General features: G+C 66.8%; 20 protein-coding genes. 16 read left to right on the top strand and 4 right to left on the bottom strand.

Annotation, left to right across the window (positions count from 1 at the left end; all coding sequences use genetic code 11):
- The 6 genes from lpxA to ACK4S9_RS01980 all read left to right on the top strand — a co-directional run bounded on the left by lpxA (position 1) and on the right by ACK4S9_RS01980 (position 5,050).
- Complete coding sequence (gene lpxA, locus ACK4S9_RS02005) at positions 1-789, top strand: acyl-ACP--UDP-N-acetylglucosamine O-acyltransferase (RefSeq protein WP_409720776.1); 789 nt, start codon at positions 1-3, stop codon at positions 787-789.
- A complete protein-coding gene (gene lpxB, locus ACK4S9_RS02000; protein ID WP_409720774.1) occupies positions 773-1,933 on the top strand; it encodes a lipid-A-disaccharide synthase in 1,161 nt (386 codons plus the stop codon). The genes lpxA and lpxB overlap by 17 nt, the downstream gene beginning before the upstream one ends.
- Positions 1,930-2,577 carry a ribonuclease HII gene (gene rnhB, locus ACK4S9_RS01995; protein ID WP_409720772.1) on the top strand — a complete coding sequence of 216 codons (648 nt, stop codon included), beginning with the start codon at positions 1,930-1,932 and terminating at the stop codon, positions 2,575-2,577. The genes lpxB and rnhB overlap by 4 nt, the downstream gene beginning before the upstream one ends.
- A gap of 10 nt (positions 2,578-2,587) precedes the next feature.
- Positions 2,588-3,373 carry a TrmH family RNA methyltransferase gene (locus ACK4S9_RS01990; RefSeq protein ID WP_409720770.1) on the top strand — a complete coding sequence of 262 codons (786 nt, stop codon included), beginning with the start codon at positions 2,588-2,590 and terminating at the stop codon, positions 3,371-3,373.
- Between the two features lie 51 nt (positions 3,374-3,424).
- Positions 3,425-4,642: an EAL domain-containing protein gene (locus tag ACK4S9_RS01985; RefSeq protein ID WP_409720768.1), complete on the top strand. Its 1,218-nt coding sequence runs from the start codon at positions 3,425-3,427 to the stop codon at positions 4,640-4,642.
- Positions 4,643-4,762: 120 nt separating this feature from the next.
- Entirely contained in the window at positions 4,763-5,050 is a 288-nt protein-coding gene (locus tag ACK4S9_RS01980; RefSeq protein WP_409720766.1) for a hypothetical protein, read from the top strand.
- 159 nt (positions 5,051-5,209) lie between these two features.
- Here the strand turns inward: ACK4S9_RS01980 and ACK4S9_RS01975 are convergent, their stop codons facing one another.
- Positions 5,210-6,070: a pyruvate, water dikinase regulatory protein gene (locus ACK4S9_RS01975; RefSeq protein WP_409720764.1), complete on the bottom strand. Its 861-nt coding sequence runs from the start codon at positions 6,068-6,070 to the stop codon at positions 5,210-5,212.
- 169 nt (positions 6,071-6,239) lie between these two features.
- On the opposite strand from ACK4S9_RS01975, the gene ppsA reads away from it, so the two are divergent.
- The 5 genes from ppsA (at position 6,240) to ACK4S9_RS01950 (ending at position 12,143) form a co-directional block, all read left to right on the top strand.
- A complete protein-coding gene (gene ppsA / locus ACK4S9_RS01970; RefSeq protein WP_409720762.1) occupies positions 6,240-8,672 on the top strand; it encodes a phosphoenolpyruvate synthase in 2,433 nt (810 codons plus the stop codon).
- Between the two features lie 285 nt (positions 8,673-8,957).
- Positions 8,958-9,380 carry an NfeD family protein gene (locus ACK4S9_RS01965; RefSeq protein WP_409720760.1) on the top strand — a complete coding sequence of 141 codons (423 nt, stop codon included), beginning with the start codon at positions 8,958-8,960 and terminating at the stop codon, positions 9,378-9,380.
- Between the two features lie 39 nt (positions 9,381-9,419).
- Positions 9,420-10,355 carry an SPFH domain-containing protein gene (locus ACK4S9_RS01960; protein WP_409720758.1) on the top strand — a complete coding sequence of 312 codons (936 nt, stop codon included), beginning with the start codon at positions 9,420-9,422 and terminating at the stop codon, positions 10,353-10,355.
- Entirely contained in the window at positions 10,352-11,161 is an 810-nt protein-coding gene (locus tag ACK4S9_RS01955) for an SDR family oxidoreductase (protein ID WP_409720756.1), read from the top strand. The genes ACK4S9_RS01960 and ACK4S9_RS01955 overlap by 4 nt, the downstream gene beginning before the upstream one ends.
- Before the next feature lie 139 nt (positions 11,162-11,300).
- Complete coding sequence (locus ACK4S9_RS01950; RefSeq protein ID WP_409720754.1) at positions 11,301-12,143, top strand: hypothetical protein; 843 nt, start codon at positions 11,301-11,303, stop codon at positions 12,141-12,143.
- Positions 12,144-12,162: 19 nt separating this feature from the next.
- Here ACK4S9_RS01950 and ACK4S9_RS01945 read toward each other — a convergent pair whose 3' ends face one another.
- Positions 12,163-14,322, bottom strand: a complete 2,160-nt coding sequence (locus ACK4S9_RS01945; protein ID WP_409720752.1) for a TonB-dependent receptor — start codon at positions 14,320-14,322, stop codon at positions 12,163-12,165.
- 114 nt (positions 14,323-14,436) lie between these two features.
- On the opposite strand from ACK4S9_RS01945, the gene ACK4S9_RS01940 reads away from it, so the two are divergent.
- From ACK4S9_RS01940 to ACK4S9_RS01930, 3 genes are all read left to right on the top strand, one after another.
- Complete coding sequence (locus tag ACK4S9_RS01940) at positions 14,437-15,609, top strand: PepSY-associated TM helix domain-containing protein (protein WP_409720750.1); 1,173 nt, start codon at positions 14,437-14,439, stop codon at positions 15,607-15,609.
- Positions 15,606-15,788 (top strand): hypothetical protein, encoded by a 183-nt coding sequence (locus ACK4S9_RS01935; RefSeq protein WP_409720748.1) that lies wholly within the window; start codon positions 15,606-15,608, stop codon positions 15,786-15,788. Before ACK4S9_RS01940 ends, ACK4S9_RS01935 begins: the two co-directional genes overlap by 4 nt.
- Before the next feature lie 61 nt (positions 15,789-15,849).
- Positions 15,850-17,298 carry a Ppx/GppA family phosphatase gene (locus ACK4S9_RS01930; RefSeq protein WP_409720746.1) on the top strand — a complete coding sequence of 483 codons (1,449 nt, stop codon included), beginning with the start codon at positions 15,850-15,852 and terminating at the stop codon, positions 17,296-17,298.
- Positions 17,299-17,434: 136 nt separating this feature from the next.
- On the opposite strand, the gene ACK4S9_RS01925 is transcribed toward ACK4S9_RS01930, so the two are convergent.
- The gene (locus tag ACK4S9_RS01925; RefSeq protein WP_409720744.1) at positions 17,435-17,911 is read right to left on the bottom strand and encodes a SixA phosphatase family protein; all 477 of its coding nucleotides are present in this window, start codon (positions 17,909-17,911) and stop codon (positions 17,435-17,437) included.
- Positions 17,877-20,033, bottom strand: coding sequence for a polyphosphate kinase 1 (ppk1, locus tag ACK4S9_RS01920; protein ID WP_409720742.1), 2,157 nt, complete (start codon positions 20,031-20,033; stop codon positions 17,877-17,879). The genes ACK4S9_RS01925 and ppk1 overlap by 35 nt, the downstream gene beginning before the upstream one ends.
- Before the next feature lie 152 nt (positions 20,034-20,185).
- Here ppk1 and lepB point away from each other — a divergent pair, with 152 nt between their 5' ends.
- The gene (gene lepB / locus ACK4S9_RS01915; protein ID WP_409720740.1) at positions 20,186-20,851 is read left to right on the top strand and encodes a signal peptidase I; all 666 of its coding nucleotides are present in this window, start codon (positions 20,186-20,188) and stop codon (positions 20,849-20,851) included.
- Positions 20,852-21,083: 232 nt separating this feature from the next.
- Entirely contained in the window at positions 21,084-22,265 is a 1,182-nt protein-coding gene (locus tag ACK4S9_RS01910) for a multidrug effflux MFS transporter (protein ID WP_409720738.1), read from the top strand.
- Positions 22,266-22,271 lie beyond the last annotated feature (6 nt).

Here is a 22,271-nt window from a genome sequence, read left to right as displayed (position 1 = left end):
ATGAGCAAGATTCATCCGAGCGCGATCGTCGACCCCAAGGCCGAGCTGGACAGCTCGGTCGAGGTCGGCCCGTATTCGATCATCGGCCCCGACGTGCGCATCGGCGCCGGCACCGTGGTGGGCCCGCACGTGGTCATCGAAGGCCATACGACGATCGGCAAGGACAACCGCTTCTTCCAGTTCTGTTCGATCGGCGCCGCGCCGCAGGACAAGAAGTGGAAGGGCGAGCCGACCCGCCTGGAAATCGGCGACGGCAACACCATCCGCGAATTCGTCACCATGAACCTGGGCACCGCCCAGGACGCCGGCGTCACCCGCTTAGGCGACGACAACTGGATCTCGGCCTACGTGCACCTGGCGCACGACTGCCAGGTCGGCAGCCACACGATCTTCTCGAACAACGCGCAACTGGCCGGCCACGTCCACGTGGGCGATTACGCCATCCTGTCCGGCTATGCCGGCGTGCACCAGTTCTGCAAGATCGGCGCCCATGCCTTCGTCGGCATGTACACCAGCCTGACCCAGGACGTGCCGCCCTTCGTGCTGGTCTCGGGCAATCCGGCCGGCCAGCGCGGCGTGAACGTCGAAGGATTGAAGCGCCGCGGCTTCAGCCGCGAGCAGATCGACGGCATCCGCAGCGCCCACAAGCTGGTATACCGCTCGAACCTGACGCTGGAAGAAGCCAAGGCCGCGCTTCTGGCGCTCGAGTCCGAACAGGCCGCCGCAGCGGCTGACATCCGCGCCATGCGCGAATTCCTCGACAGCGCCACCCGTGGCATCGTCCGCTGAGGTCTCGCTAGCGATGGTCGCCGGCGAGGTGTCCGGCGACATGCTCGCCGCGCGCCTCATGGCCGGCCTGCGCCCGCAGCTGCCGAACGTGCGCTTCCATGGCATCGGCGGCCCGCGCATGATCGAGCAGGGGATGCACAGCGACGTCCCGATCGAGACGCTCACCGTGCGCGGCCTGTTCGAGATCATTCCGCGTTATCGCGAGATCAAGGGCATCCAGAACACGCTGCGCGACCGCCTGCTGCGCGAGCGCCCGGCCGCCTTCATCGGCGCCGACTATCCGGGCTTCAACCTGGGCCTGGAGGAGCAGCTGCGCGCCGAGGGCATCCCGACCGTCCACTTCGTCAGTCCCCAGATCTGGGCCTGGCGCGGCGGGCGCATCAAGAAGATCAAGCGCGCCGTCTCGCACATGCTGGTGATCTTTCCGTTCGAGGAAGCGATCTACCGCGCCGCCGGCGTGCCGGTCACCTATATCGGGCATCCGCTGGCCGAGATGATCCCGCTGGCGCCCGACGTGGCCGCCAGCCGCGCCCAGCTCGGCATCGCGCCGGATGCGCGCGTGGTGACGATCATGCCGGGCAGCCGCATGGGCGAGCTGAAGTACCTGACCGAACCTTTCGTCGCGGCAGCAAAACTGCTGGCCGCGCGCGATCCGAAGCTGGTCTTCATCGCGCCGATGGCGGGCGAGCGTCAGCGCGCCTACTACACCGAGATCGTGAACAAGGCCGGCCTTGGCGAAGTGCCGGTGCGCCTGGTCGACGGCCAGTCGCACGCGGCCATCGCCGCCGCCGACGCGGTGCTGGTGGCCTCGGGCACGGCGACCCTCGAAGTGGCGCTGTTCAAGAAGCCGATGGTGATCGCCTACAAGGTGATGGGCGCGTCCTGGCAGATCATGCGCCACATGGGCTACCAGCCCTGGATCGGCCTGCCGAACATCCTGGCGCGCGAGTTCGTGGTTCCGGAGTATCTTCAGCATGCGGCCACGCCCCAGGCGCTGGCCGATGCGGTGCAGCGCCAGCTGGACGACCCGGCCGGGGGCGAGACGCTGGCGCGCCGCTTCCTCGACATGCACCACAGCCTGCTGCGCAACAGCGCCGAGGCGAGCGCGGACGCGGTGCTGCGCGTGATTGGACGTAGAAAATGAGCAAGAAGAAGGTCAATCTCTATCCAGGCCTGCCGCCCCGGCTGCGGCCCTTCACGGACGCCGACATCGTGTGCGGCGTGGACGAGGCCGGCCGCGGCCCACTGGCCGGGCCGGTGTTCGCGGCCGCCGTGATCCTCGATCCGAAGCGCCCGATCGAGGGCCTGCGCGACTCCAAGAAACTGACGGAAGCGCGGCGCGACGAACTGGCCCCCTTGATCAAGGAACATGCGCTGGCCTGGGCCATCGCCGAGTGCTCCTGCGAAGAGATCGACACCCTGAACATCCTGCACGCGACCATGCTGGCGATGCGCCGCGCGGTGGAAGCGCTGCAGACTGTCCCGACCATCGCCCTGATCGACGGCAACCGCTGTCCGCCGATGGAGGTCAAGGCGCACGCCGTGATCGAAGGCGACGACAAGTGCCACGCCATCTCGGCCGCCTCGATCCTGGCCAAGACCGCGCGCGACGCCGCGCTGGTGCAACTGCACGCGCAGTACCCGCAATACTGCTTCGACCAGCACAAGGGTTATTCGACGCCGCTGCACCTGGAACGCCTGCGCCTGCACGGCCCCTCGCCGGTGCACCGCCGCTCGTTCGCGCCGGTGCGCACGCTGCTGCAGCCCGACCTGTTCGCAAGCGCATGAGGATCGGCTCGTGAAGCACATCAGCTCGCGCGACAACGCGTTTTACAAGGAACTGAAGGGACTCGCCACCAGTTCGCAGGCGCGCCGCAAGGCGAACCGCAGCCTGCTCGACGGCGTGCACCTGTGCCAGAGCTGGCTCGAACTGCGCGGCGCCCCCGAGCATTGCGTGGTGTCCGAAGGGGCGCTGGGCAATCCCGAGGTCGCCGCCATCGTGGCGCGCGTCGAGGCCATGCACGCGCACGTGAGCGTGCTGCCGGACGCGCTGTTCGGCGCCATCAGCCAGGTCGAGCACGGCGTGCACATCGTGTTCATCGTCGCCTCGCCCGTGCCCTCGAAGGCGCCCGGCCTGGTGGAATCGAGCGTGCTGCTCGACGGCGTGCAGGACCCGGGCAACGTCGGCTCGATCCTGCGCAGCGCTGCCGCCTCCGGCATCAAGCAGGTCTATTGCAGCCCGGGCACCGCCTTCTGCTGGTCGCCCAAGGTGCTGCGCGCCGCGATGGGCGCCCACTTCGTGCTCGACATCTTCGAGAACATCGAGCTCGCGCCCCTGGTGCGCGCCGCCCGCATCCCGGTGCTGGCCACCAGCGGTTATGCGGCTGAACGGCTGTACGCGCTCGACCTGCGCCGCCCGGTCGCCTGGGTGCTGGGCCACGAAGGGCAGGGCGTCTCGCAGGAACTGCTCGAACTGGCCACCCACCGGGTCGCCGTCCCCCATGCCGGCAAGGTGGAGTCGCTGAACGTGGCCGCCTGCGCCGCCGTGTGCTTTTTCGAGCAGCTGCGGCAAACGCAGGCATAGACGGCGGCTCGGCCTTCAGGGTAATCTGGAGGCTGATTGATTGGAGTAAAGATGGACATCGCGCATTTGCACTTCCTGGTGGCGGAAGCCGACGCGGCCCAGCGCAGGATGCTGGTGGAGCTGCTCGGCCAGTTGGGCGCGCGCCGCGTGACCGACGTGCCCGACGGCCACCTGGCGCTGCAGCACCTGGAAGCCGGCTTCACCCCGCAGGTGGACGTCGCGATCGTCGACCTGGCGCTGCCGGGCATGGACGGCCTGGAGCTGATCCGCAAGCTGGGCGCGCTGCACGCGGCGCCGGGCGCCCTGGCCGAGGGCCTGCGCCTGATCGTCACCGGCGCCCAACCTGCCGGATTGCTGTTCTCGGTCGAGACCCTGGCCCAGGCCTACGGCGTCGACCTGCTGGGCACGATCGGAAAGCCGGTCGGCCCGGCCAAGCTCAAATCCCTGCTCGAGAACTACGCGCCCTTGGCAAAAGGCGGCGCCGCCGCGGCCGGCCCGCGCTTTTCCTTCCAGGAAATCGGCATCGGCCTGCAGCAGCGCCAGTTCGAACCCTTCTTCCAGCCCAAGATCGAGCTCGCCACCGGCCAGGTGAAGGGCCTGGAAGCCTTCGCGCGCTGGCGCCATCCCGAGCACGGCGTGCTGGGGCCGGGCTCCTTCATCGACGCGCTGGAGCAGAACAACCGGGTCGATTTCCTCGACTGGAGCATGATCGAGCTCTCCAGCGAGCGCTGCCGCTGGTTCCAGGACCAGGGCATTCCCGTCCCGATCAGCCTGAACCTCGCGCCCGAGACCCTGGCGCACCCGGCCTTCGTGCGCCAGATCACCGCCTGCGTCGGGCGCCACCGCATCCTGCCCGAATACCTGAGCTTCGAAATCCCCGAATCCTCGGTGCTGGGAACCGACCCCGAGTTCATCGAGCGCCTGGTGCGCCTGCGCATGATGGGCTTCGGCCTGGCGATCGACGACTACGGCACCGGCCGCTCGAACCTGCAGCTGCTGGCGCGCATCCCGTTCAGCGAACTGAAGATCGACCGCAGCTTCGTCGACGGCGCCTCCAAGCGCCGCCCGCTGGGCACGGTGCTGCGCTCCTGCCTCGGCCTGGCGCACAGCCTGGACCGCATGTCGGTCGCGGTCGGCGTGGAAACGCGCCAGGACTGGGATTTTCTGCAGAACCTCGGCTGCACCTATGCCCAGGGCTACCACATCGCCAATCCGATGGAGGCTGGGGCATTCCCTGGCTGGCTCGAGGACTGGCGGCACTTCTTCTGATTCGGCTTTCAGGACCCCTGGCAAATGCGGTTGCTGGCGCCAGCGGCGACATGCTCGTGCACGGAGCCATACCATCGTCCGCTGTCGGCCAGGAGCGGGCGCAGAAGAATAAGGAAATGAATGATCCATCTCGACTGTTCGGGCGTGCGATTCGGTTCGCAGCGCGACGAGAAGCATCTGTTTGAGTGGGCGATGGAGATTTCCGGTGTCCTCCGGTGGGAACAGGATACCTTGGTGGTCAGACGGAACCTATCCCAGGCCTCCCTCAGAGACCCGTTGGCTTTGTTCAGTCGCTATCAGATATCGATGGCCCAACTTGCTCAATTTCGAACGACGAGGAACGAAAGCTGGTTTGCCGCACCACAGATGTATTGGCACAGCCGCGTGTTCGGTAAGGCCGCCCGCTAACAGCATAGCTGCTCCAGGCGAAAGCCCAGCGGGCGCCGCCGTGCCATCCGGGAATCGCAGCGAATCGCGCGCTAGCGCCTGGAGTCGCGCGAACGGCGCGCTCAATGGCGGTGGGACCTTGAGCGCCCCCTGCGTTGGCGACACCGCTTTCGCAGACCTTTAGTACTCGCGCCGGTCCGGCTTGATCTCTTGCAGGATCGTGGTCGCGATTTCCTCGATCGACTTGGTGGTCGAGGACAGCCAGCGGATGCCTTCGCGGCGCATCATCGCTTCGGCCTCGTTCACTTCATAGCGGCAATTCTCGATCGAGGCGTACTTGCTGCCGGCACGGCGCTCGTTCCGGATCTGCGAGAGGCGCTCGGGCGTGATGGTCAGCCCGAACAGCTTGGCCTTGAATGGTGGCAGCGAAGAAGGCAGTTTGCCGCGCTCGAAGTCGTCGGGAATCAGGGGATAGTTCGCCGCCTTCAGGCCGTATTGCATCGCCAGGTAGAGGCTGGTCGGGGTCTTGCCGGAGCGCGAGACCCCGACCAGGATCACGTCGGCCTCGGCCAGGTTCTTGTGCGACTGACCGTCGTCATGGGCGAGCGAGAAGTTGATCGCTTCGATCCGGTTCTTGTATTCCTCGGTGTCCACCGCATTGTGGATGCGGCCGATCGTGTGGGTCGACTTCACGCCCAGTTCCTGCTCGAGCGGCGAGACGAAGGTCTGGAACAGGTCCATGTGCATGCCGCGCGCGGCCCGGATGATGCTCGACAGGTCGTGCTTGACCAGGGTCGAGAACACGATGGGGCGTTGACCGTCGCGCGCGAAGCTGTCGTTGATGCGGCGCGCGGCCTCGTGCGCCTTCTCGACCGAGTCGATGAAGGGCAGGCGGATCTGGCGGAAGCGCATCTCGAACTGGCTCAGGACGGCGTGGCCGAAGGTTTCCGCCGTGATGCCGGTGCCGTCCGAGACGAAGAAGACGGTGCGCGAGGAGGGGGCGGAACCGGGGGCGGGCGGGGCGGTGATTTCTACGGTCATGGTGTCTGAATGCTAAGTCGGCCTGACAAAGTTGCAGCATGGTCTGGCGCGCACGCGGTAAAATGCTCGGCAACGGGTCTGCATTGTGCTGCACGACGGCCAGAATAACAAGAACACTCCGTCCCAGCGCTACCAAAAGGTTTCTATCATCAAGTAAGGGTGTTTTACCATGACTAACCTGTCTGTAGCAGCATTGAAGGAGACTGAACAAGCGTCAAGGGTCTATGTAGCGTCGTTCGAGAACTTGCGCATGACCGACGTCGAGTCGGTCGGCGGCAAGAACGCCTCGCTCGGCGAAATGATCTCGCAGCTGGCCAGCGCCGGCGTGCGCGTGCCGGGCGGCTTCGCCACCACGGCCGACGCTTTCCGCGACTTCCTGGAACACAGCGATGGCGGGCCTTCGCTCGCCCAGCGCATCGCCACGCGCCTGGAAGGCCTGGACATCGACGACGTGCGCGCGCTGGCCGCGGCCGGCGCCGAGATCCGCCAGTGGATCGTCGACACCCCGTTCCAGCCGCGCCTGGAACAGGAGATCCGCCGCTTCTACGAGCGCCTGGTGGCCGACTCCGAGACCGAAGTCTCCTTCGCCGTGCGTTCCTCGGCCACCGCCGAGGACTTGCCGGACGCGTCTTTCGCGGGCCAGCAGGAAACCTTCCTGAACGTGGTCGGCATCGACAACGTGCTGGAAGCCATGAAGCACGTCTTCGCTTCCCTCTACAACGACCGCGCGATCTCCTACCGCGTCCATAAAGGCTTCACCCACGCCGAAGTCGCGCTGTCGGCCGGCGTGCAGCGCATGGTGCGCTCCGACACCGGCGCGGCCGGCGTGATGTTCACCATCGATACCGAATCGGGCTTCAAGGACGTGGTCTTCGTCACTTCCAGCTACGGCCTGGGCGAGACGGTGGTGCAGGGCGCGGTGAACCCGGACGAGTTCTACGTCCACAAGCCGATGCTGGCCCAGGGCAAGCTCCCGGTCATCCGCCGCAACATCGGCTCGAAACTCATCAAGATGGAATTCACCAACGAGGCCAAGGCCGGCCGTTCGGTGCGTACCGTCGACGTGCCGATCGAGATGCGCAACCGTTATTCGCTGAGCGATGCCGAGGTGGTCGAGCTGGCCAAGTACGCCGTCATCATCCAGAACCACTATGGCCGTCCGATGGACATCGAGTGGGGCAAGGATGGCCGCGACGGCAAGCTCTACATCCTGCAGGCGCGTCCGGAAACCGTGAAGTCGCAGCAGAAGGCCACCGACGCCCAGCAGCGCTTCAGCCTGAAGGGCACCGGCACCGTGCTCACGAGCGGTCGCGCGATCGGCCAGAAGATCGGCGCCGGTCCGGTGCGCGTGATCCACGACCCGAGCGAGATGGAACGCGTGCAGCCGGGCGACGTCCTGGTTGCCGACATGACCGACCCGAACTGGGAACCGGTGATGAAGCGCGCCTCGGCGATCGTCACCAACCGCGGCGGGCGCACCTGCCACGCGGCCATCATCGCGCGCGAGCTGGGCGTGCCGGCCGTGGTTGGCTGCGGCGACGCCACCGAGGCGCTGAAGGACGGCACGTTCGTCACCGTCTCGTGCGCCGAAGGCGACGAGGGCAAGATCTACGACGGCCTGCTGGAAACCGAGATCACCGAAGTCGCGCGCGGCGAACTGCCGCCGATCCCGACCAAGATCATGCTCAACGTCGGCAATCCGCAGCTGGCCTTCGATTTCCAGTCGGTGCCGAACGCCGGCGTCGGCCTGGCACGCCTCGAGTTCATCATCAACAACAACATCGGCGTGCACCCGAAGGCGATTCTCGAGTACCCGAACATCGACGCCGACCTCAAGAAAGCGGTGGAGTCGGTGGCGCGCGGCCACGCCTCGCCGCGCGCCTTTTATGTCGACAAGCTGGCCGAGGGTGTTGCGACCATCGCCGCGGCCTTCTGGCCCAAGCCGGTGATCGTGCGCCTGTCCGACTTCAAGTCGAACGAGTACAAGAAGCTGATCGGCGGCTCGCGCTACGAGCCGGACGAAGAAAACCCGATGCTGGGCTTCCGCGGCGCCGCCCGCTACCTGGCCGAGGACTTCGCGGAGAGCTTCGAGATGGAATGCCTGGCCATGAAACGCGTGCGCGAAGACATGGGCCTGACCAACGTCGAGATCATGATTCCGTTCGTACGCACCCTGGGCCAGGCCGAGAAGGTCATCGACCTATTGGCCAAGTATGGCCTGAAGCGCGGCGAGAACGGCCTGCGCGTCATCATGATGTGCGAGGTGCCGTCCAACGCGATCCTGGCCGAACAGTTCCTGCAGTACTTCGACGGCTTCTCGATCGGTTCGAACGACCTGACCCAGCTCACCCTGGGCCTGGACCGCGACTCCGGCATGGAACTGCTGGCCAAGGACTTCGACGAGCGCGACCCGGCCGTGAAAGCCATGCTGAGCCTGGCCATCAAGGCCTGCCGCGCCCAGGGCAAGTACATCGGCATCTGCGGCCAGGGGCCGTCGGACAATCCGGACTTCGCCGAGTGGCTGGTGGGCGAGGGCATCGAGTCGATGTCGCTCAATCCGGACTCGGTGATCGAGACCTGGCAGAAGCTGGCCGCCAAGTAAGCGCGCGAGGTTCCGTCCGCAACCCCGCCCGCCGTCAGGCAGCGGGGTTTTTTCTTGCGTCCGTCGTTCAGGCGCGCCTTGCGGCCTTCGGATGGGCCCCGTTCATGCGCCTGCGATAAACGCCGCCCGAGGCCTTCCAATCCTGTACAACCCTGCTACACTGGCATCGATCACTCTTTGCAAGAAAGCACACGATCATCAAGCGCATCGACATCGTTGAGCCCTCGCCGCCTGTCGCAGGTCGCGGGGGTTTTTTACTTTTTTCACCACCTCGGGAGAGAGCAGATGACTGACTGGATGGGCTGGCTGGTGGCCGCCGGCGTCCTCGTGATTGCCGAACTGTTCATCGGCACCTTTTACCTCTTGATGATCGCGATCGGCGTCAGCGCGGGCGCGCTTGCCGCGTGGAGTGGTGCGAGCGGCCCGGTGCAGACCCTGGCGGCGGCCGCCGTCGGCCTGGCCGCCACCGCGATCCTGCACCGCAGCCGCTTCGGCAAGCCGGCGAAGGCCCAAGCGACACGCGACCGCAACGTCAACCTCGACATCGGCCAGCGCGTCGCCGTGCCCCAGTGGCAGGACGGCCGCGCCCGCGTGATGTACCGCGGCGCGCTGTGGGACGTCGAACTCGGCCCGGGCGCACACCCGGAAGCGGGCGATTACCGCATCGTCGAGGTGCTCGGCAATCGCCTGATTGTCGCCAATTCATAAGATAAGCTAATAATTACAACTCATCTATAAGGGATGCTCATGGAATTCACCTTCGGCACAGTGGCGCTCGTCATCTTCATCATTGCGCTGGTATTCATCTTCAAGACCATCAACGTGGTGCCGCAGCAGCACGCCTGGGTGGTCGAGCGCCTCGGCAAGTTCCACGCCGTGCTGGCGCCGGGCCTGAACATCGTGGTGCCCTTCATCGACCGCATCGCCTACAAGCACAGCCTCAAGGAGATCCCGCTCGACGTGCCGCCGCAAGTCTGCATCACGCGCGACAACACCCAGCTGCAGGTCGACGGCATCCTGTACTTCCAGGTGACCGACGCCATGCGCGCTTCCTACGGCTCGTCGAACTACATCCAGGCCATCACCCAGCTGGCCCAGACCACGCTGCGTTCGGTGATCGGCAAGATGGAGCTGGACAAGACTTTTGAGGAGCGCGACCACATCAACACCACCATCGTCAACGCGATCGACGAGTCGGCCGCCAACTGGGGCGTCAAGGTGCTGCGCTACGAGATCAAGGACCTCACCCCGCCGGCCGAGATCCTGCACGCGATGCAGCGCCAGATCACGGCCGAACGCGAAAAGCGCGCCCTGATCGCCGCCTCCGAAGGCCGGCGCCAGGAGCAGATCAACATTGCGTCAGGCGAGCGCGAAGCGGCGATCGCCCGTTCCGAAGGCGAGCGCCAGGCCGCGATCAACCGCGCCCAAGGCGAAGCCAGCGCCATCGTCGCGCTGGCCGAGGCCAGCGCCGCGGCGCTGCGCCAGGTGGGCGCGGCGATCCGCGAGCCGGGCGGCATGGACGCCGTCAACCTGCGCGTGGCCGAGCACTACGTGGACGCCTTCGGCAAGCTGGCCAAGACCAACAACTCCTTGATCGTGCCGGCCAACATGGGCGACATGAGCAGCGTGATCGCGAGCGCACTGCAGATCGTGAAGTCGCAGCAACCGGACATCCTGCGATGACGCGTGTGGTGATCGTCACCGGCGCATCAAGCGGCATCGGCGCCGAGATGGCGCGCCAGCTGGCCGCGAAGGAGGGGGCAGGGGTGGCGCTGGTACTCGCCGCACGCAATGCGACGCAGCTCGAGGCGGTGGCCGGCGAATGCGCCGCGCTGGGCGCGCAGACGCTGGTGGTGCCGACCGACGTCGGCGTGCAGATCCAGTGCCGGCGCCTGGTGGTCAGCGCCCTCGAGCGTTTCGGACGCATCGACGTGCTGGTCAACAATGCCGGCCGCTCGGCCCATGCGCTGTTCGAGGAAGTCGAAGACCTGGCCTGGTACGAGGAGCTGATGCGCGTGAACCTGTGGGGCGCAGTCTGGTGCACCCAGGCCGCGCTGCCGGCGCTGAAGGCGTCAACAGGCAGGATCGTGGCCGTGTCCTCGCTCGCCGGCCTGGTCGGGGTGCCCGGGCGCACCGCCTACAGCGCCACCAAGTTCGCCATGACCGGCTTTTTCGAGGCGCTGCGCGCCGAAATGAAAGGGTACGGGGTGTCCGTCACCACCGCCTATCCGGGCGTGGTGGCAACCAGGATCCGCTACCGCGGCTTCAATGCGCAGGGCGAACCGATGGGTTCCAGCGCCTTGAAGGAAGAGGGCGCCATGAGCGTGGAGGAATGCGCGCGCCTGATCATCGACGGAATGGAAGCGCGCCGGCGCGAGGTCGTGATGACGGCCAAGGGAAAGATCGGGCGTTTCCTGAAGCTGCTGGCGCCGGGACTGGTGGAGAAGATGGCCTTGGCGGCCTTGAAGCAGGACGTGCGGCCGCACTAGCGGCGCCGTGTATTTATTGAACCAGGATTCGCCAATCGTGTGGGATAACATTTTTGTAACTGCGATAATCAAGGTGTTGTCTCGCTAGACATAGTCTGGTGGACATTTGTTGATAACACCATTGATGATCGGAGTATCCATGTCCCGTCTTGCACCACGCACGTCCGTCGTATCCGTCCAACTCCTGAAAGGCGCCATCCTGCTCGGCGCGGCCGTCACCGGCATGGCCCAGGCCCAGCAGTCGCCGGCGCTCGACCGCATGAGCCTGTCGGTCGGCGCCTTCCATGCCGAACCGAAGATCCGCCTCGGCGGCGATACCCGCTACGGCCGCGTCGACACGCCCGACGAGAAGCTCGGCGACGGCACCCTGCCGCGCGTGAAAGCCGAGTTGCTGTTCGGCGAGCGCCATGGCCTGTCCTTCGATTACTGGCGCTTCGACGAGGACTACGCGGCCGCGCCGAGCGGCGCCACGGTGTATGAAGGCCGTCCAGTCAGCGGCAGCATCCGGGCCGACGCCAATCTGCGCATCGAGATGGCGCGCCTGGCCTACAAATACTGGTTCGGCTCGGACAAGAATGTCTTCGGCGTCGGCCTGGGCGCGGCCCACCTGCGCGCCAAGATCTCGGCGACGGCCGAGGCCGACCTGCGCGCCGAAGCGCCGCTCGAAACCTACCACTGGAGCGGCTCGGGTTCCGCCAGCGACAGCGTGTGGGCGCCGACCATCGAGCTGGCATGGCGCCATGCCCTGAACGACAGGGTGCGCCTGTATGCCGAGGCGGGCGGGGTCAAGCGCAATGGCGGCAGCGTCGAGGGCCACGTGGTCAATGCCGCCGCCGGCGTCGAATGGATGGCGGCGAAGAACGTCGGCCTGGTGCTCGACTACGGCATCCAGAAGATCGACCTGCACCGCAACGGCGAACGCAGCGCCGACCTCGACCTCAAACTGACGGGCCCTTCCGCCTACCTGAAGGTACGCTTCTGATGAAAGCCGGCGGCGGCGTTCAGAAGTCGACCGTCGCCGACACCACCACGCTGCGCGGCGCGCCCTGCACCAGGTAGCCGAAGCCCGGATAGCCGCCCGCCGAAGCCCAGTAGTTCCTGTCGGTGAGGTTGTCGATGCGGGCGCGCAGGGTGAGGTCGCGGTCCCTGAAACGCATCAGGTAGTTCGCCCCGATGTCCAGGCGCGACCACGAGGGCAGCTTCTGGGTGTTGGCCGCGTCGGCGTACTGGGTCGAGGTATGCAGGGCGCGGGCGTTGAGCGACAGGCCCTGCACGCCCGGCACGTCCCAGTCGGCGCCGAGGTTGAGCTGCGTGCCCGGCACGCCGATCGCATCCTTGCCTTCGTTCAGGCCGCCGACGGTGCGGCGCTGCTCGGCGTCCAGCAGGGTGAGGCCGCCCAGCAGGCGCAGGCCGCGCGCGGGCGTGCCGAACACGCTCAGCTCCAGGCCGCGGTTGCGCTGCTCGCCGAACACGCCGAAGCGGCGCTCTTGTACATAGGCGCTCGGCTGCGAGGTAGTGAACACGGCCGCAGTGACTCCGAACTTGCCGCCATCGTACTTGACGCCGATTTCCTTCTGGCGCGAGACGAAGGGCGCGAACACCTCGCCCTGGTTGACGATGTCGGTGCCCGCCGCCACCGGGCCTTGCTGCAGCGCTTCGCTGTAGTTGGCGTAGACCGACACCCCCTTGACCGGTTTGTAGACGATGCCCGCCACCGGCGTCACTTCGCTCTCGTCGTAGCGCGCATTCTGCGCGCCGGTGTTGTAGTCGTAGCCGAAACTCTTGATGGTCTGGTGGCGCGCGCCCACGGTGACGAGCAAGCGCTCGTCCATGAAGCCCAGGGTATCGGCCACGGCGACGCTGGAAAGAATCGATTTGCCGGTCACGAGCGGGGCGCTCATGTTCCCGCCGGTGAAGAAGCCGGAGGAGGGCGCCAGCGCGTCGCGCGGGGCGTAGATGTTCGAGGCGAAGCCGGCGAAATCGCTCATGCCGTAGGCGTTCTTCGACTCCGAATGGAAGCCCGATACCGAAGCGCTCAGCTTGTGCGATACCGCGCCGGTCTTCAGTTCGGTGCGCAGGCCCGCCTCGCCGGTGCGCACCTTGTCTTCGCGCGCGTTGTCGAAACGGGTCATGGTGGCGCTGCCGTCCGCGCTCGTGACGGTCGGCGAGGAGATGATGTTGAATTCATCGCCCCTGCGCATGCCGAAGGCGGCCCAGGCCACCGCGCCGCCCGGAAGGTCGACTTCCCCGCGCAGGGTACCGAAGGTGTCGCGCTCGCCCGAGTAGGTCCAGGGCTGGGCGTAGTTGCTGTCGCTGCCTGGTGCGCCGATGATCGGCACGCCGGCCGCCATGGTCACGCTCGGGCGCGCGCCGCGCAACTGGTGGTCCTGGTGGCCGAGGTCGGCCGACAGGCGGTAGCCGCGCCCGCGGTAGTCCACGCCCACCGAATACAGGCTCAGTTCGCGGTTCTCGCGGTCGATCGCGGTGTCGCCTTCGCGCCGCACCGCGTTCACCCGCACGCCCAGGCGTCCGTCCGCGCCGAAGCGATTGGCGAAGTCGGTCGCGACATAGGCCTGGCCGCCGGTCTCGACGCCCACGGTCAGCTGGGTCAACGGCGCGTTCGGCGCACGCTTGGGCAGCAGGTTGATGGCGCCGCCGATGCCGCCGCCGCCCGGCGCCGCACCATTCACGAAGCTGTTCGCGCCGCGCAGCACCTCGACGCGCTCGAGCAGTTCCGAGGCCACGAACTGGCGCGGCAACAGGCCATACAGGCCGTTGTAGGCCAGGTCGTCCGAATTGACGGCGAAGCCGCGGATCGCGTACAGCTCCTGGTAGTTGCCGAAGCCACGCGCGACGCGCACCGAGGGATCGTTCTGCACCACGTCGGCCACGCTGCGCGCCTGCTGGTCCTGGATCAGGGCCTGGGTGTAGTTCATGGTGTTGAACGGGGTATCCATGATGTCCACGTTGCCCAGCAGGCCGAGACGGCCGCCGCGCGCGACCTGGCCGCCGGCATAGGCGGAGCTCAAGCCCTGGCTGGAAGCGTCGGCCGAGGCGCTGACGACGACGGTGGCGACGGGTTCGGTAACAAGGGTGTCCTGTGCCTGCGCCGCAAAGGCGGCGCAGGCGAGGGCGATCGGGGTCAGGCGAAACAGATTCATCGGGCGGGCTCGTTTTTTCTTAATGAGAATGATTGTCATTCTATCCGTTTCGGGTTGCGCCTGTAAATGAGAACGATTATTATTTGCCACACTCCACGATTTTCCCGTCTTCCTATGTCCCCGAACAAGCTGCGCCTCTGGAGCTGGATCCACAAATGGAGCAGCCTGGTCTGCACCGTCTTCATGCTGCTGCTTTGCCTGACGGGCCTGCCGCTGATCTACTACCACGAGATCGGCCACCTGCTCGGCACCGACGTCGAAGCCCCGGCCCTGCCGGCAGCGCTGTCGGAAAATCCGCCGCGCGGCAACATCGACGCCGTGCTGGCCTCGGCCAAGGAGCTGTACCCCAACAAGATTGCGATGTACATGTCGCAGGAAATCGACGAACCGGCCATCTGGAACGTCACCCTGGGCGACCACCCCAACGACGAGCACTACAAGCCGATCGCGGTCGACGCCCGCACGACGAAGGTCATTACCGAACCGGCCTTTGAAGGCGGCGTCTTCATGTCCACCATGCTGCGCCTGCACGTGGACCTGTTCGCCGGACTGTACGGCCAGTTGTTCCTGGGCTTCATGGGCTTCCTCTTGATCATCGCGGTGGTCAGCGGGGTGGTGCTGTACGCGCCCTTCATGCGCAAGCTCGATTTCGGCGAGGTGCGGCGCGAGCGCAGCCGCGTCATCAAATGGCTCGACCTGCACAACCTGCTGGGCATCGTCACCATGGTCTGGGTCCTGGTGGTGGGCGCCACCGGCATGGTCAACACCTGGGCCGACCTGCTGCTCAAGTACTGGCAGAACAACGAGCTGGCCGAGATGCTGGGGCCCTACCAGGGCCAGCCGCCGGTCAGCAACATGGCCTCGATCCACGACGCCATCCTGCGCGCCGAAGCCGCCGAGCCGGGCATGAAGGTCGCGTTCGTGGCCTTCCCGGGCACGCCCTTCAGCAGCCCGCACCATTACGGCATCTTCATGCGCGGCGACGAGGCCTTCAGCTCGCGCCTGTACAAGCCGGTCCTGATCGATGCCGCCACCGGCGCGATCACCGACCGCCGCGAGCTGCCCTGGTACCTGACGGCGCTGCTGCTGTCGCAGCCGCTGCACTTCGGCGACTACGGCGGCCAGGCCATGAAGCTGCTGTGGGCCTTGCTCGACATCGCGACCATCTTCATCCTGGGCAGCGGCCTCTACCTGTGGCTCAAGCGCAGCCGCAAGACCCGCTCCGCGCAAGCCGGCAAGGCCGGCGTCGCCGAGCCGGCGCTGGCCCGCTCCACGGAGGCGCCATGATCCGCACCCGCACCCAGATCTGGGCCATGCCGGTGCTGCTGGCCGTGCTCACCGCGATCGGCCTGGTCGCGGCCCTGTTCGGCGACGGCGTCTGGGACCTGGTGTCGAGCCTGACCCTGGGCGCGCCGGTCGCGGTGGGCGCCTGGTACGCGCTGCGGCGCCGGCACGCGCGCCGCTAGGTCTGCCGGGCGCGCTCCCGAGGCTGTATACTTCGCCCACACCCACAGCGAGAGAGCGCCTATGTTTGCAGCAGTGGACCTGGGGTCCAACAGCTTCCGGCTACACATCGGCGAGCCGGCGGGCGGCCGCATGCGCATCGTGCGCACCGCGCGCGACCCGATCCGCCTGGCCGCGGGCCTGGACCGCGACAACATGCTCACCGAAGCCGCCATGGATAGCGCGGTGCGGACCCTGGAAGACTTCCGCGCCATCCTGGCCGAGTACACCCTGGACGCGGTGCGCGTGGTCGCCACCAACACCCTGCGCGTGGCGCGCAACGCCGAGCTGCTGCTGCCCCGGCTGGAAGCGGCCATCGGCTATCCCATCGAGGTCATCTCGGGCGAGGAAGAAGGGCGCCTGATCTACATGGGCGTGGCGCGCGCCATCGACAGGCCGGACGAGCGCCGCCTGGTGATCGACATCGGCGGCGGCTCGACCGAAGTGATCGCCGCCATCGGCCCCGAGATCACCCTGGTCGAATCCTTCGGCATCGGCACCCACCCGCAGGCGGCCGCCTTCTTCGCGGACGGCCGCATCACGCCGCAGGCTTTCGAGGCCGCCGTCACCGAGGCGCGCGCCCGCTTCGAGGATGCGGCCGACCTGTACAAGGCGCAGGGCTGGGACGCGGCCTACGGCTCGTCCGGCACCATGCGCGCGATCAACGAGGTGATCGGCAAGAACGGCATCGGCGACGGCCGCATGTCGCAGGCCAGCCTGTACGCCCTGCGCGACATCCTGCTGGCGCTGGGCCACGTCGACGCGTTCGACATGCCCGGCGTCAAGAAGGAGCGCGTGCCTGCGATGGCGGGCGGCCTGACGGTCCTGATCGGCGTGATGCAGGAACTCGGCCTGCAGCAGCTCACCGCGATCAACGCCGGCCTGCGCCTGGGCGTGCTTTCCGACCTGGAATTGCGCGCCAACCGGCGCGACCGCCGCGACGCCGCCATCCGCGCCTGCATGCGCCGCTTCGGCGTGGACAGCCAGCGCGCGCTGCGCACGGCGAGCATCGCCGCGGCGCTCTACGACAAGCTCGCTCCCTCGGACGCCCAGCCCTATCTGTGCTGGAGCGCGATGCTGCACGAAGTCGGCCTGCAGATCTCGATGACGGGCGCGCACAAGCACGGCGCCTACATCGTCGAGCACGCCGACCTGGCGGGTTTCACCACCCGCGAGCAGCGCCTGATGGCCACGCTGATCCTGGGGCAGAAGGGCAACCTGCGCAAGCTGCGCGAGGCGCTGGGCGACCCGGACGTGGCCAGGGCGGTGCTGGCGCTGCGCATGGCGGTGGTGTTCATGCATGCCCGCGCCGACGAGGACCTGGCGGGCTTGAACCTGCGCATGAAGGGGCGCATCGAGCTCGAATTGCCGGCCGCTCTGCTGGAGAAGCACCCGACGCTCGGGCCGTGGCTGCAGAAGGAAGAGGGGGCGTGGAACGAGATCGGGATGCCGTTCCAGGCACGGGTAATTTGATTGTTACCTGATACCGTAGGGTGGGCGGGTTCCCCGCCCACGCGGTGATAGCTGAAATTTGAATAGTCGCGCAGGCTGCGGTACCGTGATTTGAACGCGTGGGCGGGTGACCGCCCACCCTACGAACCACTACTCGCTAGCGCAGCTGGCCGATGAAATCCGGCCCCACCACCAGCTTCACATAAGGAACGCCATCGCTGTTCTTGTGCGTGATCCAGAACACCCCCGCCTTGCGGATGCGCCAGTCCTGCTGCCCGCCGCACAGCACCATCGATGCCACCTGTCCCAGCAGCGGCTGGTGGCCGACGATCAGCGCCGGTTGCCGGTGCCCCGGCCAGCCCGCGGCCTCGAGGATCGCCTCCGCGCTCGAATCCGGCGCGAGGCTGTCGACCAGCTCGTAGTTGCGCCCCAGCGCCTCCACGGTTTGCACGCAGCGCCTGGCCGGACTGCTCAGCACCCGCACGTCGTCCGGCAACTGGCGGTGCAGCCAGGCGCCGACGCGCGCGGCGTGGCGCTTGCCCTTGGGCGTGAGCGCGCGGCGCAGGTCGAGTTCAGCCTCGCCCTCGGCGACGTGCGCTTCAGCCTCGGCGTGCCGCCAGAGGATCAGGTCCATGCTCGTTCTCCTTGTGGGGGTGGATGCTCGCGCCGAGCGACTCCATGAGGTCTTGCTGGGCGCTGACGGCCTGCTGGCCATTGCGCGTCTTCTTGCGCCGGTAGCGGCCGTCGCTGCCCAGTTCCCAGGCGTTGACGTTGTCCTTCAGGTAGGGATGCAGGCCTTCGCGCAGCACGCGGCGCTTGAGCGCGGGCGAGCGGATCGGGAAGGCCACCTCCACGCGCCGGAACAGGTTGCGGTTCATCCAGTCGGCGCTCGACAGGTAGATGTCGTGCTTCAGGTTGTTGCGGAAGTAAAAGATGCGCGTGTGCTCGAGGAAGCGGCCGACGATCGAGCGTACCTTGATGTTGTCGCTCAGGCCCTTCACGCCGGGACGCAGCGAGCAGGCGCCGCGCACGACCAGGTCGATGCGCACGCCGGCCTGCGAGGCCTCGTACAGCGCCCGGATGACCGATTCGTCGGTGAGGGAATTCATCTTCGCGATGATGCGCGCCGGCTTGCCCGCGCGCGCGATCGCCGCCTCGTCCTTCACGGCGCGCACGATTTCCTTCTGCAGCGAGAAGGGCGCCAGCCACAGGCTGGTGAGCTGCTTCGGGCGCGTCAGGCTGGTGAGGTGGATGAAGACCTCGTTGACGTCGGCCGTGATGTCGTCGTCGCAGGTGAGCAGGCCGAAGTCGGTGTAGAACTTGGCGGTGGTCGAGTTGTAGTTGCCGGTGCCCAGGTGGGCGTAGCGCCGCAGCCCGTTCTCCTCGCGCCGCAGCACCAGGGCCAGCTTGGCGTGGGTCTTCAGGCCGACCACGCCGTAGACCACCTGGGCGCCGGCCTGCTCCAGGCGCTCGGCCCAGTTGATGTTGGCTTCCTCGTCGAAGCGCGCCATCAGTTCGACGATGACGGTGACTTCCTTGCCGCGCCGCGCGGCGGCGATGAGCGCCTCCATCAGGTCGGAGTTCATGCCGGCGCGGTAGATGGTCTGCTTGATCGCCGCCACGCAGGGATCGTTCGCGGCCGCCTGGATGAAGTCGATCACCGGCTGGAAGGATTCGAAGGGGTGGTGCAGCAGCACGTCCCCCTTGCGCAGCACGGCGAAGATGTCCGGTTCCACCAGCTTGGCCGGGAAGCCCGGCGTGAAGGGCTTGAACTTCAGCGCCGACCGGTCGCTGGTGTTGGCGATTTCCAGCATGCGCCCGAGGTTCACCGGGCCGTCCACCGCGAACAGGCGCGAACGGTCGATCCCGAACTGGTCCAGCAGGAAGTTCGACAGGTGCGGCGGACAGGCACGGCCCACCTCCAGGCGCACCGCGAAGCCGTAGTTGCGGCTGTGCAGTTCGCTCTGCAGGGCCTGGCGCAGGTTCTTGACCTCGTCCTCGTCGACCCACAGGTCGCTGTTGCGGGTGACCCGGAACTGCGAGTACGACAGCACCTCGCGGCCGGTGAACAGGTCGGCCAGGTGGGCCTGGATCACCGAGGACAGCAGGCAGTACGATTCCCCCTTCTTGTCGGACAGCTCGCCCGGCAAGCGGATCACGCGCGGCAGCACCCGCGGCGCCTTCATGATGGCGATGCCGGTGCCGCGCCCGAAGGCGTCCTTGCCGGCCAGTTCGACGATGAAGTTCAGGCTCTTGTTGACCACGCGCGGGAAGGGGTGGGCCGGGTCGAGCCCGATCGGGGTGAGCAGCGGACGCACCTCGCGCTCGAAGAACTGCTTGACCCAGGCGCGTTGGGCGGCGTTGCGCTCGCCCCGCCGCAGCATGTGGATGCCGTTTTCGGACAACAGCGGCAGGATCTCGTCGTTGAACAGCTTGTACTGGCGCTCGATCAGCGAGCGGCACTCGAGGCTGGCGCGTTCCAGGGTGCTGGCGAGGGCATGCGGAATGCCGTTGTGGCCGGCCTCCATCTGGTGCTGGGCCAGCAGGCTGGCCACGCGCACCTCGAAGAATTCGTCGAGGTTGCCCGACACGATGGTCAGGAAGCGCAGCCGCTCGAGCAGCGGAATAGCGGGGTCCTCGGCCTGGGCCAGCACCCGGCGGTTGAACTCGAGCAGCGACAGCTCGCGGTTCAGGAAGGCGCCGCCTTCGGGAATGCTCCTGGCCTCGGCTTCCAGGGGCTTGTGTTTCATATCCATGGGTCTGCGTCCTCGTCTCGGCGCAGGCAGTGTAGTTGGTGAATATGACAATGTTGTTACAAGTGGAGCGGGCCTTGACGTTTAAGCATGTCTAAAGGCTGACCGCGTATAAAGCTTCTCATCAATCATCATAACAAGAGGAGCATTGCGAGATGAAAGCGTTCGTGCGCGCCAACAAGGGTTTCCTGATGTTCATGTTTTTGTTCGGTGTTTTCCGCACGGCGGTGGCCGACTGGAACCCGATCCCCTCCGCGTCGATGCGGCCCAACCTGCTCGAGGGCGACGTGGTCTTCGTGAACCGGCTGGCCTACAACGTCAAGGTCCCGCTGACCGACCTCGTGATCGCACGCACCGGCGAGCCGCGGCGCGGCGACGTCGTCACCTTTTCGTCGCCGGCGGATGGCACCCGCCTGATCAAGCGCATCCTGGCCTTGCCGGGCGACCGCGTGGAGATGCGCAACGAGCGCCTGGTCATCAATGGCGTGGTGTCGGACTATGCGCTGGAGGAAGTGGTGCAGGAGGCGACTAGCGCGGGCCGGATGGACGCGCTGCGCATGATCGAGGACGTCGACGGCCGCCGCCACCGCATCCAGGTCCTGCCGCAGCGCGTGGCGATGCGCGACTTCGGTCCGGTCACCGTGCCGCAGGACGCCTACCTGATGCTGGGCGACAACCGCGACGACAGCGCCGATTCGCGCGTCATCGGATTCGTGCCGCGCCACCTGCTGATCGGGCGCGCCGAGCGCATCCTGGTCTCGGCCGACTACCAGGGCAACTGGATGCCGCGCACCGAACGCTTCGGCCAGTCGCTGCGCTGAACGCGTCTGCTGGGGTCACGTCTGCTGCGTCTGTGGGGTCAGGTCTGACATTTAGACACGGACTGAGCAATACAGCAGAGTAACGCTCGAGCTCGTGTCCGAATGTCAGACCTGACCCCCGGGGGGGGCTGAACGAAGGGTCGCCTGAATTTTTTTTCGGAAAGCCAGTACAATTGCGTCCCCCCGGACGCTCGACTCCCGCAGTGCCGGTACTTTTTCACCAGGCACTGCCATGCAACGACTCCTCACCACCATCCTCGCCTGCCTCGGCATGATCGGGGCCCTCGCGATCGATACCTACCTTCCCTCGATGCCCGCCATCGGGGTCGAATTCGGGGTCGGGCCGGTCGCGGTGCAGCAGACCCTGAGCGTCTTCCTGTTCACCTTCGCGCTGATGATGCTGTTCTACGGGACGCTCTCGGATTCCTTCGGGCGCCGTCCGGTGATCCTGGGGGCGCTGGCGGTGTACACGCTGGCCTCGGTCGGCGCCGCGTTCGCCCCGAGCTTCGGCTGGCTGCTGGTGTTCCGCGCGCTGCAGGGCCTGTCGGCTGGCGCCGGTTCGGTGATCGGCCAGGCCATCGTGCAGGACCGCTTCTCGGGTGCGCAGGCGCAGAAGATGATGTCGCACATCATGATGGTGTTCGGCCTGGCGCCGGCCATCGCGCCGGTGCTGGGCGGCTGGCTGCACGTGAGCTTCGGCTGGCGCTCGACCTTCATCTTCCTGGCGCTGTTCGGCGCCGCCATGATCCTGCTGGTGCTGCGCCTGCTGCCGGAAAGCCTGCCGGTCGATAAGCGCCAGGCCTTTCATCCGGCGACCATCTCGCGCAACTACCTGATGGTGCTGCGCAACCCGCAGTTCGTGATGCTGTCGCTGGCGCTGGGCCTGGTGTTCGGCGGCCTGTCGCTGTACATCGGCTCGGCCGCCAATTTCGTGATGGAGATCCTGGGCCTGCCGGAAACGGCCTTCGGCTGGATGTTCATTCCGCTGATCGGCGGCATGGTGCTGGGCTCGGCCTGGGGCGGCAAGCGCGCCCCCAAGTCTTCCCCTGGCCGCCTGCTGTGGATCGGCTACGCGGTGATGGCGGCGGCGTCGGTGTTGAACGTCGGCTACAACGCCTTGTTCGCGGCCAGCGTGCCCTGGGCGGTGCTGCCGCTGGCCGTGTTCACCTTCGGCCTGGCAGTCGCCATGCCGGGCCTCCAGCTGACGGCCATGGGCTTGTTCCCGAACAACCGCGGCCTGGCGGCCTCGATGGTCGGCTTCATCCAGATGATGTCCTTCGCGCTGGTGTCCGGCCTGGTGGCCCCGTTGCTGTTCGGCAGCGCGCTGAAGCTGGCCTGCGGCGCGGCCGTCGGTGTCCTGCTGAGCTTCCTGATGTGGCGCCTGAGCCGGCGCTTCGCGGCGCCCGCCGCCTGAGAAGCG

Source organism: Massilia sp. (assembly GCF_046293535.1).
Classification (GTDB): Bacteria; Pseudomonadota; Gammaproteobacteria; order Burkholderiales; family Burkholderiaceae_D; genus Telluria.
The sequence above is the reverse complement of the archived record's forward strand: the minus strand, read 5'-3'. Positions and strand labels throughout refer to the sequence as shown.